Origin of the sequence: Flavobacterium hibernum (assembly GCF_000832125.1) — a bacterium.
GTDB lineage: Bacteria > Bacteroidota > Bacteroidia > Flavobacteriales > Flavobacteriaceae > Flavobacterium > Flavobacterium hibernum.
Map to the genome: position 1 here is coordinate 21,635 of NZ_JPRK01000023.1, position 15,297 is coordinate 36,931.

Below are 15,297 nucleotides of genomic sequence, written 5' to 3' on the forward strand. Positions count from 1 at the left end.
CTCTAATCTACTTTAAATTCAGCTTTAATTCTTTTATTTCTAACAACTTATGCAAAACATTGATTTTAAAGAGCTAAACTATCTTTGCATAAAATACACATTCGTAATTCTAAGTTAACAATGTAAATTTTTATGATTTTAAGTTAACAAAAGCGTTAAATATGATCGAAACAAACTGAGTTTCTTTGTCAAATAAAAACTAATAACAACATGACAAAACTAAAACTCTTTTTTACGGCATTAATGCTTCTTGTTATGGGGAACATTTTTGCTCAAATTACAACCTCATCATTATCTGCCAAAGTTAACGATGGTACAAGCCCACTTATTGACGCTGAGGTTACTTTAACACATTTGCCTACAAACTCACTTTATAAAGCTAAAACTGATAAACAAGGTAGATTTAGTTTCGAAAATTTAAATGCCGGTGGTCCTTACGAATTAGAAATTAAAAGTGCAGCCACTAAAGATTATTCTAATGCCCAAATACATTTAGCGCTTGGTGATAATGATTTACCAACAATTGCAGTAAGCAAAGCTGATAATAATGTTTTGGAAGAAGTTGTAATTACGAGTTCTAAACCCTCTTCTAAAAATAATGGAACTGGTATTAACGAAAAACAAATTAATGGCTTACCGGTAATTAACAGAGGAATACAAGATGTTACTAAGTTAGTTCCACAAAGTTCTAATAACTCATTTGCAGGTACGAACTTTAGATATAACAACGTAACGATTGACGGTTCTATCAATAATGATGCAATTGGTTTTAGTCCATCATTAGGAGGTCAATCAGGAACTTCTGGAATGCCAGGAAGCAGTACGCGCTCGAACTCTATCAGTTTAGATGCTATACAGGATATTCAGGTTTATATTGCTCCTTATGATATTAAACTAGGAAACTTTTTAGGAGGAAGTGTAAATGCTGTTACTCGTAGCGGTACAAACACAGTAAGCGGATCTATTTACAGCTACGGAAGAAATGCTGCTATAACTGGACGAAATAATGCAGGTGACGGATCTAAAATGCCAAACTCTTTTGGTGATTATCAAATTGGTTTTAGATTAGGTTTACCTATTGTAAAAGACAAATTGTTTTTCTTTACTAATATGGAATATGCTGAGAGAACTGACCCTTTGTTTTACAATGCAGGATCAACAGACTCTAGCGGAAAACTAACTTCATTGGTTGATAACGCTACTGCTCAACAAATTTCGAATTTTGTTAAAACAAACTACGGATTTGATCCTGGAACTTATGGTTCATACAATAACTTTGCTAAGAGTCAAAAATTCTTCAACAAATTAGATTGGAAAATTAACGACAAAAACTCTCTTTCGTTAAGAAACAATACAGTAGTTTCTCAAGCTACAAATTTAGAGCGTGATGCAGCAAACTTTAGGTTCTCTAGTATGGATTTTACACAAAAAAATCAATCTATTAGTACCGTTTTAGAACTTAAAAGTCATTTTAACAGTCAATGGTCAAACTCATTTATTGCAAGTTATTCAGCCATTAAAGATTATCGTGATCCAAAATCAAGTAATACAATGTTTCCTCAAACAGAAATTGGTTACAATGGCGGAACAATTTTCTTAGGAAACGACCGTGAAGCAACTGTTTTTAACATGAAACAAAACACTGCCGAAATCACTGATAACCTTACTTACAAAACAGGAAACCATACTTTATTATTTGGTACACACAACGAATTCTACGATATTAATTACGGTTTTGTAAATGCTCTTAACGGAAGGGTTTCATACAAATCATTAGCAGACTTTTTTGGTAAATTACCTACTCGTGTTCGTGGAACTTATCCGTTTGATGGTTCAACAAGAGATGAGATTTTTAATAATCCATATGCTAAATTCAAAATTAACTTATACAGCGTTTACGTACAAGATGAAATTAGAATTGGTAATAAATTAAAAATTACTCCTGGTGTGAGAGTTGATTATACTGACTTGCCAAACAAACCAAAATTGAGCGCGCAAGTACAAAACTCTCCAAATGATCCAAACTATGGAACTACGTATACATACACTCCATTAAATCAAATCAAAAACAACTTTTTTAGTACAGCATTAGTTTCACCTAGAATTGGATTTACTTACAATGTAGACGAAGACAAAACCTTAGTTTTAAGAGGTGGATCTGGAGTATTTACAGGTAGAATTCCGTTTGCATGGTTAGGATATGCTTATTACAATGATGGTGTTGGTTACGGAAGTTATGACAAAAACAATTTAACTCCTGCACAAGTTGCTGCGGCCGGAGATCCATTAGCAGCAAATGGTTTAAACGGATATCACGATGCTACTCCAAAAGTTCAGGCAGATTTAGTTGACAATAAATTTAAAATGCCGGCTGTTTTAAGAAACTCTCTTGCTATAGATAAAATCTTCAACGGATATAAATTTACAACTGAAGCTATTTATACAAAAGTAATTCGTGATCTAGAATTTCAACAAGTAAACAAGACAGATAACCCAACTTATTTCTCTTACGATACTAATCACCAAATGCCAATTTATGCAGCCAATATCAATTCTGCATTTTCAAATGCTTATTTATTATCAAACACTAATAAAGGATACAGATATAGCATAACAGAGATGATTACAAAAACATACGATTTTGGTCTTAACTTTATGGTAGCGTATACTTACGGAGATTCTAAAGATATTACAAACGGAATTCGTAACTCTATGGAAAGTAACTTCCAAATGAACCAATCATTAACACCAAATGATCCTCAATTGGCAACTTCTAACTTTAACATCAAACACAGAATTGTTTCGAATGTTGGATACGCTGTAAAAGTAGCAGATAATAATACTTTCTCTGCAAACGTATATTTTAATGCTCAATCTGGAAATCCATTTTCTTGGGGATTTGTAAACTCTACAATTGCAGGAACAGGACAAGCAGCAGGATTAGCATATATTTTTAAAGATGCAACAGAAGCTGCTAAATACATTGGAGTAAGTTCAGCAGGAGTTCCATCGGCTACAGCCGCACAACAAGTAGCAAATTACGAAGCTTTCATTAACGGAAATGATTACTTGAAAAGCAGAAGAGGAAACTTTACAGAAAGAAATGGTGCCACTACACCATGGAACATTCAGGCAGATTTGAAAGTAATGGATGAAATTAGAATCGATGAAGCAGGTACATTACAAATTTCATTTAGCATCGCAAATATTGGAAACTTAATCAATAAAGATTGGGGAAGAAGTTACTTCGTTCCAAATACATACAATTCAACGGCTAATCTTGGGTTAACAAAATCTGGAAACATAGGCGGAGTTGCTACTGGTGATCCAACTTACACTTTCCAAAAACCTACGTCGACTCCTTATACTATAGATCAATTAGCTTCAAGATTCCAAGGACAGCTTGGACTTAGATATTCGTTCTAAAGATTGTGTTTTATTTTTTTTACTATCTCCCAGTTTCACACCTTATGAAACTGGGAGATTTTTTTTAGTTATTCTCAAAATCTAATACTATTGAGCTCTCATTTTATTTTATTGAGATAAACTTAGTTTCCTCCCCTTAAACATTATGTGAGATTTAATGACTAAATTAGTTACATGGAAACAAATCCCGATGTACTAATTATTGGCGGAGGACTTGCTGGCTTAACATCAGCTATACATCTTTCTCAAAAAGGGTTAAAAGTAATCCTGATTGAGAAATCCGATTATCCCCGACACAAGGTTTGCGGAGAATACATCTCTAATGAAATTTTGCCTTATTTGTTATGGCTTGGTGCAGATGTTTCAAAACTCAATCCTACAAACATAACCCAATTCGAGTTTACTACAAATACAGGAAAAGTCGCTACGGCAAAACTTCCTCTTGGCGGATTTGGCATTAGCCGTTATGCACTAGATCATTTTTTATATCAAAAAGCACTAGAAAACAATTGTACAATTATTAAAGAAACCGTTACCAATGTTTCTTTTGATAATGATGTTTTTACTGTTATAACTCCAAATAAAATTTTAACGACTAAAATAGTATTGGGTGCTTTTGGTAAACGTTCCAACATCGATCAGGTATTAGATCGAGATTTTATCCATAAAAAATCACCTTGGTTGGCCGTAAAAGCACATTATTCTGGTAATTTAGATAATGATCTTGTCGCACTCCATAACTTTAATGGTGGTTATTGCGGTGTTTCTAAAGTCGAGAATAATAGTATAAACATTTGTTATTTGGCCGATTATGCTACCTTCAAACGTTATAAAAATATAGAAGATTATCAGCAAAACGTACTTTATAAAAACAAACATCTTAAAACTGTTTTTAAAAATAGTACACTTCTATTTGATAAACCCATCACCATAAGTCAAATTTCTTTTGACAAAAAGCAACCTGTCGAAAACCATATTTTAATGATTGGCGATACCGCAGGACTTATTCATCCGCTTTGTGGCAACGGAATGGCAATGGCAATTCATAGTGCCAAAATAGCTTCAGAATTAGTTTTAGATTATTATTCGAATAAAAAAATGTCCCGTGAATCATTAGAAAAAAAATATACCAAAGAATGGAATATTCATTTTGGAAAAAGAATTTACATGGGCAGGATTCTGGCGCAAATCTTAACCAACAAAACCGTTACTAATACGCTTGTTTCAATAGTAGCATCATTTCCAGGAATAATGCGCAGCATAATTAAGCAAACACATGGCAAAACTATAGCAATCAATTAAATGGGAATAAACACGGATTATAGAACTCTGGAAACCGAAATAATGGACGATTTTTCTCTTGAAGGAGAAGAATTGCAAGAGGCATTAGATAAAATTGCCAGTATTAATCAGTTATTAGGCGGTAATAAACTTACGCTTCACGGTATAAAAAAATTATTAAATAACTCCAATACACATCAAACAATTGTAATTGCAGATATAGGTTGTGGCAATGGTGACATGTTGCGAATGCTGGCTAAATTTGGTCAAAAAAACAAACTCAATTTTAAACTTATAGGCATAGATGCTAATGAATTTACGATCAATTATGCTAAAACACTTTCGTCTGAATATTCGAATATCGAATATCTATGTGTGGATATTTTTACCGAAGATTTTATCAATCTTAAATATGATATAGTTTTATGCACGCTCACCTTACACCATTTTACCAATGAACAAATATTAAATATAATTACTACCTTTAATAACAATGCTACTATTGGCATTATTATTAACGATTTACATCGTAGTAAATTAGCTTACCGACTTTTTAAAATCATAGGTGTTATTTTTAATCTAAACAAAATGTCGCGTGAAGATGGATTGGTGTCTATTTTAAGAGGATTTAAAAAAAAGGAACTAGAGGAATTCTCCCAAAAAACAAATTTAAAAAACTATACCATCAGCTGGAAATGGGCTTTTCGTTACCAATGGTTAATTGCTAAAACATGAGTGTAAAAATAATAACTGTTGCCAAGCAACTACCAAAATATTCCCGTGAAACGGCAGATATACTCCCAATGTTGGAGGAATGGCTTCACGGACAAGACGACCGATTTATAAAAAAAGTAAAAAAGATATTTGAAGGTGCCGCTGTAGACAAACGATACTCGATCATGGATCCGGTCGAAGTTTTTACAGCCACTTCATTTCAAGACAAAAACGATATATATACTCGGGAAGTGATTATTCTAGGCGAACAAGTATTAGAAAAAGCACTTGCTAAAGCAAATTGGGATCCGCAAACACTCGATTACATAATCACGGTAAGTTGTACCGGAATAATGATTCCGTCATTAGATGCCTATCTTATCAATAAAATGAAATTGAGGCAAGATATCGTGCGTCTTCCGGTTACCGAAATGGGTTGTGCTGCCGGAATTTCCGGAATTATTTATGCAAAGAACTTCTTAAAAGCCAATCCCGGTAAACGTGCCGCCGTAATAGCTGTAGAATCGCCAACAGCAACTTTTCAGCTAAATGATTTTTCGATGCCTAATATAGTTAGTGCAGCAATTTTTGGTGATGGAGCTGCTTGCTGTCTTTTATCCTCTTATGAAGAAGATTATGGCCCTGAAATACTTGATGAACAAATGTATCATTTTTATGATGCCGAACATATGATGGGCTTTAAACTCACCAATAGCGGTTTGCAAATGGTTTTGGATATCGAAGTTCCAGATACAATTGCATCGCACTTTGGTGATATTATCCATCCGTTCCTGCAAAAAAACAATTTAGAAATTAAAGACATCGAACACATGATCTTTCATCCCGGTGGAAAAAAGATCATTACAACCGTCGAAGCTCTTTTTTCGGGATTAGGGAAAAACATCAATGATACAAAAGAAGTTCTTAAACAATACGGCAATATGTCGAGTGCAACGGTCTTATATGTTTTAGAGCAAATTATGGATAGAAATCCAAAATCAGGAGAAAAAGGATTAATGTTAAGTTTTGGACCGGGATTTTCAGCGCAACGCGTTTTATTGCAATGGTAATAGATAGAACGCAGATTAGACAGATTCGCTATCGCGAAAACGCGGATAAGAACAGATTTTTTTACGATTGAATCGTTGAAACATTTTACATCTTTAGACTAAAAAGATAAAATCCGTTTTTATCCGTGTCTTTACAAGTAAATCCGTTTCATCCGCGTTCAATTTGATTATTGTCATGTATAATTTAGACACAGATTTTACAGATTCGCTATCGCGAAAACGCAGATAAGAACAGATTTTTTTACGATTGAATCGTTGAAACATTTTACATATTTAGACTAAAAAAATAAAATCAGTTTTAATCCGTGTCTTTACGAAGTAAATCCGTTTCATCCACGTTCAATTTGATTATTGTCATGTATAATTTAGACACGGATCACACAGATTCGCTATCGCGAAGACGCGGATAAGAACAGATTTTTTACGATTGAATCGCTGAAACATTTTACATCTTTAGATTAAAAAGATAAAATCCGTTTTTATCCGTGTCTTTACGAAGTAAATCCGTTGCATCAGCGTTCAATTACGCATCAACCTAATTAAACAAAACAAATTATGGCATTCGAAAATATTATTGCAAAGTTACCCTACAGCAAGCCTTTTCTATTTGTAGATGAATTGCTTCATGTAGACGAAAATAGCGCGATAGGAACCTATACTTATAATGAAGATTTGGATTTTTACAAAGGTCATTTTAAAGATAATCCTTTAACTCCAGGCGTAATCCTGACAGAAACCATGGCGCAAATAGGAATGGTTTGTCTTGGTATTTACTTATTGGGTGATACCTTTAATAAAGATACCGTAATAGCATTTACATCGGCAGATATGCAGTTTTTAAAACCTGTATATCCAAACGAAAAAGTAACAGTAACCTCTCAAAAATCATTCTTTAGATTTGGCAAACTAAAATGTGATGTCATTATGAAAAACGAATCCGGACAAGAAGTTTGCAAAGGCATTTTGGCTGGTATGATAACTAATAAGTTATGAATAAACGAGCCGTAATAACAGGTTTAGGAGTTGCTGCTCCCAACGGAGTTGGCATTCCTGCATTTAGTCATGCCATAAAAAATGGAATATCGGGAATTCGGCATGATGCGCAATTGCAGGAGTTACAATTTTCTTGTCAAATTGCGGGTCAGCCACAAATATCAGACGAACTTAAATTAGAATATTTTACAGAACTCGAACTTCGGGGTTTTAACAGTACCGGTATTTTGTACGGCGTTATTGCAGGTATAGAAGCTTGGAAAAATGCAGGATTGCCAATAGAAAACAATGAAAATCCTGATTGGGATAGCGGAACTATTTTTGGCTCGGGAACATCTGGTATTGATAAATTCCGCGAAAGCATTTACAAAATAGACGAATTGCAAGTCCGAAAATTGGGTAGCACTGTAGTAGCACAAACCATGAATAGTGGTGTAAGTGCTTACCTTGGTGGTAAACTTGGACTCGGAAATCAGGTTACAACAAATTCATCGGCCTGCGCAACAGGTACAGAAGCAATTTTAATGGCTTACGATCGTATACAAGCCGGACAAGCCAAACGCATACTAGCAGGAAGTACTGGTGATAGCGGTCCTTACATTTGGGCAGGATTTGATGCTTTGCGTGTTTGCAGTTCTAAATATAATGATAATCCGGAGCAAGGTTCTCGCCCAATGAGCGCCTCGGCAGCAGGATTTGTGCCTGGTAGTGGCGCTGGTGCTTTGGTTATAGAAGATTTAGAAAGCGCCTTAGAACGTGGCGCAACTATTTATGCCGAAATTTTGGGCGGAAATGTAAACTCTGGCGGACAAAGAGGAAACGGAAGTATGACTGCGCCAAATAGTACTGCCGTGCAAAAATGTATTACTACGGCACTAAACAATGCAGGAATTTCTGCTTATGAAATTGATGCTATAAATGGTCATCTTACCGCAACTACAAAAGACAGTCTTGAAATTGAGAATTGGACAAAAGCTTTAGGAAGAAGCGCAAATGATTTCCCATACATTAACTCACTTAAAAATATGACTGGACATTGTTTAAGTGCAGCCGGAAGTGTCGAAAGTATTGCCACAATTTTACAACTTCATGAAGGTTTTATATTTGGCAATATTAATTGTGATGATCTCCATCCTGAAATTACTGCGCTTATTGATCCAAACAAAATACCATTAAAAACATTAAATATTCAACCCAATATAATTGCCAAAGCAAGTTTTGGTTTTGGCGATGTTAACGCCTGCATCATTTTTAAAAAATTTTTATTGTAACCCACAACTAATAATCCATAACTCTTAACTAATAACTCATAACTCATATCCCAAATGAACAAAGAAGAACTTATCGCTCAATTAAAGGTAATTATAAAGCCATACACAACAAAAACAGAAGCTTTCGATAATCTTACAGAAGAAACTGATTTTATTAATGATTTAGGCATCAATTCGGCTAATTTGGTAGATATTGTACTTGATATCGAAGAAACTTTTAATGTCGTAATTGACAATACCGATATGGAACATATGCTCGACGTAAAAACCGCAGTAGAAATTATAACAACCAAACTTGCCGCAAAATGATTGGTAATGATATCATAGATATTAAACAATCACGTCTCGAAAGCAATTGGCAACGCAAAGGTTTGGCGCAAAAAATCTTTGCACCCCAAGAACAACTATTAATCTCAAATGCTCAAAATCCCGAAACAATGATTTGGATGCTTTGGAGCATGAAAGAAGCCGCTTATAAAATTTATAATCGAAAAACTAAACTGCGTAGATATATACCACAACAATTCGCTTGTACAATAACTTCTCAAAATCAAGATTGTATTCTTGGGAAAGTAAATTGTGAAGAGAATGTTTATTATACCAAAACGATTCTCACTCAAGAAAGCATTAATACTATAGCCGTAAATTTTATCTCTGATTTTAAGAATGTAATTGAGATCGAAAATAAAAACATTATTAAAGATGAGAATGGTATTCCGTATGTGATAAATTCCTCATCAAATACAATTCAAGATGTATCCATTAGTCATCATGGTCGTTTTGAGAAAGTCGTTACAATTCATTTTAAAAGCTAAAAAATCACCAAATTGTTTTATCTTTAACAGACATTAAAAAAGAATAGAATGTCTGATAATTTTCAAAAATATGGCAATTTGTTTCAAGTGGATCAGGAACATTTTGATGATCTTTTTTCCGTTTTAAAAAGCACTACACTTGAAAAATCAGATTTCTTTTTGCAACAAGACGAAAAATGCGAATATATTGGTTTTATTAAAAACGGAACGCTAAGAAGTTTTCATAGTGGAGAAAACGGAAATGAGATAAGTTTTAATTTTCACTTTAACAATCAATTCTTCACGGACTACGAAAGTTTATTATTTGACAAAAAATCAAAATTAAACATACAAGCCATTCACAAATCAGAATTATTCCTATTACATAAAGATGATTTAAAAGCCTTATACAAAAAAGGAATTTATTGGCAGGAATTTGGTCGAAAAACAAAAGAAAAACTCTACATCGACGCCAAGAAACGAATAGAAGACTTACTATACTTTACGCCCGAAAAACGGTACACGAATTTATTAAATGAAAACCCATTAATTTTTCAAGAAATCAATCAAAAGCACGTTGCAAGCTATTTAGGCATTACTCCACAATCTCTAAGCAGAATACGTAAACGCATTAGTTAACTTAAGTGAACGTCTATTGAATTTCTAGTGGGTAATTTTGTCTTATTAACAATTTAAAAAGTAAAAATTATGGCAACAAAAGATTTGACAATTGTTTTAGTTCACGGTGCTTGGGGAGATGGTTCGCATTGGAGACATGTAATTCCGGCATTAGTAAAAGAAGGTTACAAAGTTCGTAGCGTTCAAAATCCGCTAACGTCTTTGCAAGATGATATCAATAAAACCAAAGATTTAATTGATGCTCAGGATGGAAAAGTTTTATTAGTAGGACATTCATACGGAGGAGCCGTAATTTCTGGAGCAGGAAATCACGAAAAAGTAGCAGGATTAGTTTTCATCGCAGCATTTGCACCAGATGCAGGAGATAGTTTAGGTGCGCTTTTAGGCAAAAGACCAGGTTCAGGCGGTGCAAGTATTTATCCAGATTCAAAAGGTTTTTTATGGATTAAATACGATGAATTTCATGACGCTTTCTGTCAGGATTTAGATAATGAATCTTCATTGATATTGTCTTTATCACAAAAAGCCATACACGGACAATGTTTTGGAGACCAATCTGGTGAACCGGCATGGAAAACAAAACCATCTTGGTATCAAATTTCGAACAACGACAATATGATTCCGCCACAAACTCAAAAAGAAATGGCAGAGAGAATAAACCCTAAAAAAACAATTCATCTCGATTCAGGACATCTTTCTTTGGCAACACATCCAAAAGAAATAACCCACTTAATTTTAGAAGCCGCTGCAGCGCTCTAATCAAATACAAAAAAACCGCCAAATTACTGGCGGTTTTATTCTTTATACTAGAAAAGTAAACTGAATTGTAATACTACTTTATTACCATCCTTTTACTGCTCCGCCTTTAAACTCGCGAACGGCAGCCTGCTCTACTTCTGCTGATTGAAAAGCCTGCAAAAACTGTTTTACTTTCTCTTCGTTTTTATTGTCTTCTCTACTTACCACTAAGTTAACATAAGGAGAATCTTTATCCTCAACAAACAAAGCATCACGTGCCGGAACCAATCCTGCTTGCGAAGCAAAAGTATTGTTGATAATGGCAATCGTTACATTTTGATCGTCTAACGCGCGTGGCAATTGTGGCGCTTCTAACTCTAATATTTTTAAGTTTTTAGGATTCGCTACTATATCTGTTACTTTAGGTAACAAACCAACATTTGGACGAAGCTTTAATAAACCATTTTTCTCTAAAAGCAATAACGAACGTCCTCCATTTGTAGGATCGTTTGGAATGATTATAGTACTTTCATTTTTTAATTCAGAAAGGTTTTTGATCTTTTTAGAATAAGCAGCGATTGGATAAACAAACGTTTTTCCGATAATTGCTAATTTGTAACCACGTTGTTTTGATTGTTCGTCAAGATAAGGTTTGTGCTGAAAAGCATTTGCATCAATATCGCCTTGACTTAAAGCTTCGTTTGGAATTACATAATCGTTAAAAGCAACCAATTCTACTTCTAATCCAAATTTTTCTTTTGCTACTTTTTTAGCCGCTTCCGCCACTTTTAATTCAGGTCCTGAAGCAACTCCAACTTTTATATAATGCGGATCATTATTTTTACTTTTTCCGCAATTTGATAAAACAAGCGCTAAAGCCAAAACTCCAGCAATTTTTAAAATATTCATTTTCATAACAATATTCTTTTACTTTTAATTCTTAATTTTTAATTGATATTTATCTGTGGTCAAATCGTTTTGATAAAGCATCTCCGGCAAACTGAATTATGAATACCAAAAGTACCAGTAAAGCAAGTACCGAGTTCATCGTTACAGCATCATAACCAATATATCCGTATTGATAACCAACTTGTCCTAAACCTCCTGCTCCAACTGCTCCACCCATTGCAGAATAACCTACAAGTGTAATTAATGTGATAGATGCCGCGTTGATTAAAGATGGTAAAGCTTCTGGAAGTAACACTTTATATACAATTTGCAAAGGCGTTGCTCCTAAAGCTCTTGCAGCTTCAATTAATCCTGAAGGTAAACCCAAAAGACTGTTCTCTACAAGCCTTGCAATAAAAGGTGCTGCACCAATACTTAACGGAACTAATGCTGCACTAACACCAATAGAAGTTCCTACTAAAGCACGTGTAAAAGGGATCATCCAAACAATTAATATGATGAATGGAATCGAACGGAAAATATTTACCAAAACAGATAAAGTTCTATTTAAAACCGGTTGTTCTAATATTTGATTTTTTCGGGTCAGGAAAAGTAAAACTCCAGTTGGAAGTCCTAGTAAAAAGCCAAAAAAGCCCGATACAAAGGTCATTACAATGGTTTCTAAAGTTCCTTTTAATAATAATTCAATAATCGTTTCAGACATAACCTATGATTTCTGTTTTAATATGTTTAGAAATAAAATATTCGATTGCAGCTTCGTAATTTTCGCGTTTACCCGATAATTCGATTAACATTACGCCAAAATTAACATCTCCGGCCTGATCCATTTGCGCGCTGACAATTTTAAAGTCAGTATCAAATAATCGAGAAACTTCGGAGATTACAGGTTCATTAACTGATTTTCCTGTCATTTCGAGCCTTAGCAACGGACACAAACCTTCACCATCTACTTTTTGCAATCTTTCCTGATATACTCTTGGAATATCCAGATGCAATGACGATGCGATAAATTCTTTTGTTAATTCATGTTTTGGATCTGCAAAAATTTCTCCAACACTTCCCTGTTCTATTAACTTTCCATGACTAATTACGGCAACTTCATCGCAAATCGATTTAACGACTTCCATTTGGTGCGTAATCAACAAAACAGTAATGTTCAGGCGACGATTAATATCCTTCAATAAATTTAGAATCGATCGCGTAGTTGCAGGATCTAATGCACTTGTAGCTTCATCACACAACAATACTTTTGGATTATTCGCCAAAGTTCTGGCAATCGCAACTCTTTGTTTTTGACCTCCGGAAAGACTCGCCGGATAATCATTTGCTTTTTCTTTTAAACCTACTAAATCTAATAGTTCCAGAACTCGTGTCTTGATTTCGGATTTTGAAGTTCCAACAAGTTCTAAAGGAAAGGCTACGTTATCAAAAACAGTACGTGATGAAAGTAAATTGAAATGCTGAAAAATCATCCCAATTTGTCTTCTTTCAATAGCAAGTTGCGCATTCGACAATTGCATTAACGATTTTCCGTCTACTATAATTTCTCCCGAAGTTGGTCTTTCGAGCAAGTTGACACATCGAATTAATGTGCTTTTCCCTGCTCCCGAAGTGCCAATTACACCAAAGATTTTCCCTTGCGGAACTTTAAGTGAAACATCTGATAGAGCCGAAACAATTCGGTTTTTCTGATGAAAATTTTTGGTGACATTTTTTAATTCAATCATTTCTTTAATTCAAGTTAAGTCAGGAAAATTCGCCGACATAATTTTTATAGCTTCTGAAAATGTAAAATTTAAAATCAAAAAGCCTTTCAATTGATCATGAAAGGCTTTCGAAATAAATAATTTTACTTTCTATATATAAGCCAGTTCATACCATTGCATAATAGTATTACAACACATTATCATGTTGTTGCTAAAATGAATTGTATACTGGTTATTGTTTTTCATTGCTGCGGCAAATTTAAAGAGATATTTTGAATTTTAAAACAAAAAACATTAAATCTTTTATTATCCTATCAATATAATAGACTAATACATCTAAATTATTGACAAATATTTAGAGAATCCAAAAATACAACAGGCTGAATATTGTTTTCGATTTTTAGATTTAAAAGTTAGTTTTCGTACATTTCTGGCGTAACAACATACTCTGTTAAAAATGCTCCATTTGAATCTGTATAATTGTATTTAATAGTAACTTCATTATCTCTGAACGATTTTAATTGCGGATTGTTTCTCACGTCTTCTAAAATACGCGGAAAAATATATTTTCGAACTGTATCTATTTTAACATCCGCTTTAGTGATTCCAACTAAAACATAATTATACTGAAGCGTTTTGTTTGGTAAAGCCACAGCATTTTTTAAAGTTGTATTCGCGTCAACATTCATCGGGCAATTTTTATTCACTTTATTTGCTGCTTGAACTAATACCTTATCAACAGATGTGTCACTAGACGGTTTAAATGGAAGCTGCATTACAAAAAACATCACAATAAAACCAGCTACAAATCCTAAAAAGGTTTTCAAATTAAATTTTCTTTCAGGTTTATCAGCTTTCTTTTTCTCTATTGAAGAAGCTATAGCTTCCTTTTCTAAAACAGGCAATTTAAACCCACAGACAGAACAATATTTTGAATTTATATCATTTTCTGCTTCACAATTTGAACATATTGTTTTCATACAACTTTGATTTCTAGTATTAATATTATTGATTTATTTATGATTTTAAGCTATTGGAGTTTATTAAATACAAGTCTTATTCAAGTATAAATATATGCAAAAATGTGAAACACCTTAAAAATCGCAAAACTAAATGTCACCTTGAGCGAAGTCGAAGGGCACAATCAAAATCGATATTCTTTGTCGAATTACGTGATGCTCTTCGACTTCGCTCAGAGTGACAAGATTACGAATAGAAACAAATAAATAAGTATTATCAAAGTTTGTAAGTTATCAACTTTTATAAAGCTAGAGTTAGCTACTTCCTTTCTGAAGCATCAAGCAATATCGCCAGTTGAATACAAGGAAAATCAGATCGATTGCTCCAAGCATGATTTGTTCCTCTTTGTACAACAATATCTCCGGCTTGTAAAAGCGTTTCATCCTAATCAACAATAAGATAAATTTCTCCCGAAAGAATTACAATATAATCGAGCGTATCGGTTTGATGCATTAAGGGATGCGGCTGACCTTCTTTAGCGACAATCCCAAGGGCAGAATCTGGCGGAATCTGAACATATCTAAAATAACTTCCGTTTACAGGGGTGTTTGGAAAAGCAGTATTTTCGATAACATTTTCAACATCCAACTTTACAGGTATACTAGCTGTTGACCAAATATCGGAAATTATTAAACCCGGAAAATGTTCTGAGACATTAGATACTATCGCATCATTTTCAATTATTGATTTTCCATTTCGTAATCCTGTTACGATTCTTCTCGGGATTGCTCTCATA

15 protein-coding genes are annotated in these 15,297 nt (G+C 33.9%); 10 read left to right on the plus strand and 5 right to left on the minus strand.

The window, feature by feature from the left end:
* Nucleotides 1-210 precede the first annotated feature (210 nt).
* The 10 genes from IW18_RS20890 to IW18_RS20935 all read left to right on the plus strand — a co-directional run bounded on the left by IW18_RS20890 (nt 211) and on the right by IW18_RS20935 (nt 10,947).
* Nucleotides 211-3,426 (plus strand): TonB-dependent receptor, encoded by a 3,216-nt coding sequence (locus tag IW18_RS20890; protein ID WP_041520142.1) that lies wholly within the window; start codon nt 211-213, stop codon nt 3,424-3,426.
* A 174-nt stretch (nt 3,427-3,600) separates the two neighbouring features.
* Entirely contained in the window at nt 3,601-4,728 is a 1,128-nt protein-coding gene (locus tag IW18_RS20895) for an NAD(P)/FAD-dependent oxidoreductase (protein ID WP_041520143.1), read from the plus strand.
* Nucleotides 4,729-5,442: a methyltransferase domain-containing protein gene (locus IW18_RS20900; protein WP_041520144.1), complete on the plus strand. Its 714-nt coding sequence runs from the start codon at nt 4,729-4,731 to the stop codon at nt 5,440-5,442.
* Nucleotides 5,439-6,491 carry a type III polyketide synthase gene (locus IW18_RS20905; protein WP_041520145.1) on the plus strand — a complete coding sequence of 351 codons (1,053 nt, stop codon included), beginning with the start codon at nt 5,439-5,441 and terminating at the stop codon, nt 6,489-6,491. The genes IW18_RS20900 and IW18_RS20905 overlap by 4 nt, the downstream gene beginning before the upstream one ends.
* Nucleotides 6,492-7,046: 555 nt before the next feature.
* Nucleotides 7,047-7,484 (plus strand): 3-hydroxyacyl-ACP dehydratase FabZ family protein, encoded by a 438-nt coding sequence (locus IW18_RS20910; protein ID WP_041520146.1) that lies wholly within the window; start codon nt 7,047-7,049, stop codon nt 7,482-7,484.
* On the plus strand, nt 7,481-8,755 hold the full coding sequence (locus IW18_RS20915; RefSeq protein ID WP_041520147.1) for a beta-ketoacyl-[acyl-carrier-protein] synthase family protein: 1,275 nt from the start codon (nt 7,481-7,483) through the stop codon (nt 8,753-8,755). The genes IW18_RS20910 and IW18_RS20915 overlap by 4 nt, the downstream gene beginning before the upstream one ends.
* 54 nt (nt 8,756-8,809) lie before the next feature.
* Nucleotides 8,810-9,064: an acyl carrier protein gene (locus IW18_RS20920; protein WP_041520148.1), complete on the plus strand. Its 255-nt coding sequence runs from the start codon at nt 8,810-8,812 to the stop codon at nt 9,062-9,064.
* On the plus strand, nt 9,061-9,570 hold the full coding sequence (locus IW18_RS20925; protein ID WP_041520149.1) for a 4'-phosphopantetheinyl transferase superfamily protein: 510 nt from the start codon (nt 9,061-9,063) through the stop codon (nt 9,568-9,570). Before IW18_RS20920 ends, IW18_RS20925 begins: the two co-directional genes overlap by 4 nt.
* Before the next feature lie 48 nt (nt 9,571-9,618).
* Nucleotides 9,619-10,188 (plus strand): Crp/Fnr family transcriptional regulator, encoded by a 570-nt coding sequence (locus IW18_RS20930; protein ID WP_052480262.1) that lies wholly within the window; start codon nt 9,619-9,621, stop codon nt 10,186-10,188.
* 69 nt (nt 10,189-10,257) lie between these two features.
* Nucleotides 10,258-10,947 (plus strand): alpha/beta fold hydrolase, encoded by a 690-nt coding sequence (locus tag IW18_RS20935; RefSeq protein ID WP_041520150.1) that lies wholly within the window; start codon nt 10,258-10,260, stop codon nt 10,945-10,947.
* Nucleotides 10,948-11,028: 81 nt separating this feature from the next.
* On the opposite strand, the gene metQ is transcribed toward IW18_RS20935, so the two are convergent.
* From metQ to IW18_RS20960, 5 genes are all read right to left on the minus strand, one after another.
* The gene (metQ, locus tag IW18_RS20940; protein WP_041520151.1) at nt 11,029-11,841 is read right to left on the minus strand and encodes a methionine ABC transporter substrate-binding lipoprotein MetQ; all 813 of its coding nucleotides are present in this window, start codon (nt 11,839-11,841) and stop codon (nt 11,029-11,031) included.
* Nucleotides 11,842-11,884: 43 nt separating this feature from the next.
* A complete protein-coding gene (gene metI, locus IW18_RS20945) occupies nt 11,885-12,538 on the minus strand; it encodes a methionine ABC transporter permease MetI (protein WP_041520152.1) in 654 nt (217 codons plus the stop codon).
* Nucleotides 12,531-13,562, minus strand: coding sequence for a methionine ABC transporter ATP-binding protein MetN (metN, locus tag IW18_RS20950; RefSeq protein WP_041520153.1), 1,032 nt, complete (start codon nt 13,560-13,562; stop codon nt 12,531-12,533). The genes metI and metN overlap by 8 nt, the downstream gene beginning before the upstream one ends.
* 392 nt (nt 13,563-13,954) lie before the next feature.
* Nucleotides 13,955-14,521 carry a zinc ribbon domain-containing protein gene (locus tag IW18_RS20955; RefSeq protein WP_041520154.1) on the minus strand — a complete coding sequence of 189 codons (567 nt, stop codon included), beginning with the start codon at nt 14,519-14,521 and terminating at the stop codon, nt 13,955-13,957.
* A 424-nt stretch (nt 14,522-14,945) separates the two neighbouring features.
* On the minus strand, nt 14,946-15,296 hold the full coding sequence (locus tag IW18_RS20960) for a cupin domain-containing protein (protein WP_240475589.1): 351 nt from the start codon (nt 15,294-15,296) through the stop codon (nt 14,946-14,948).
* Between the last annotated feature and the right edge of the window lies 1 nt (nt 15,297).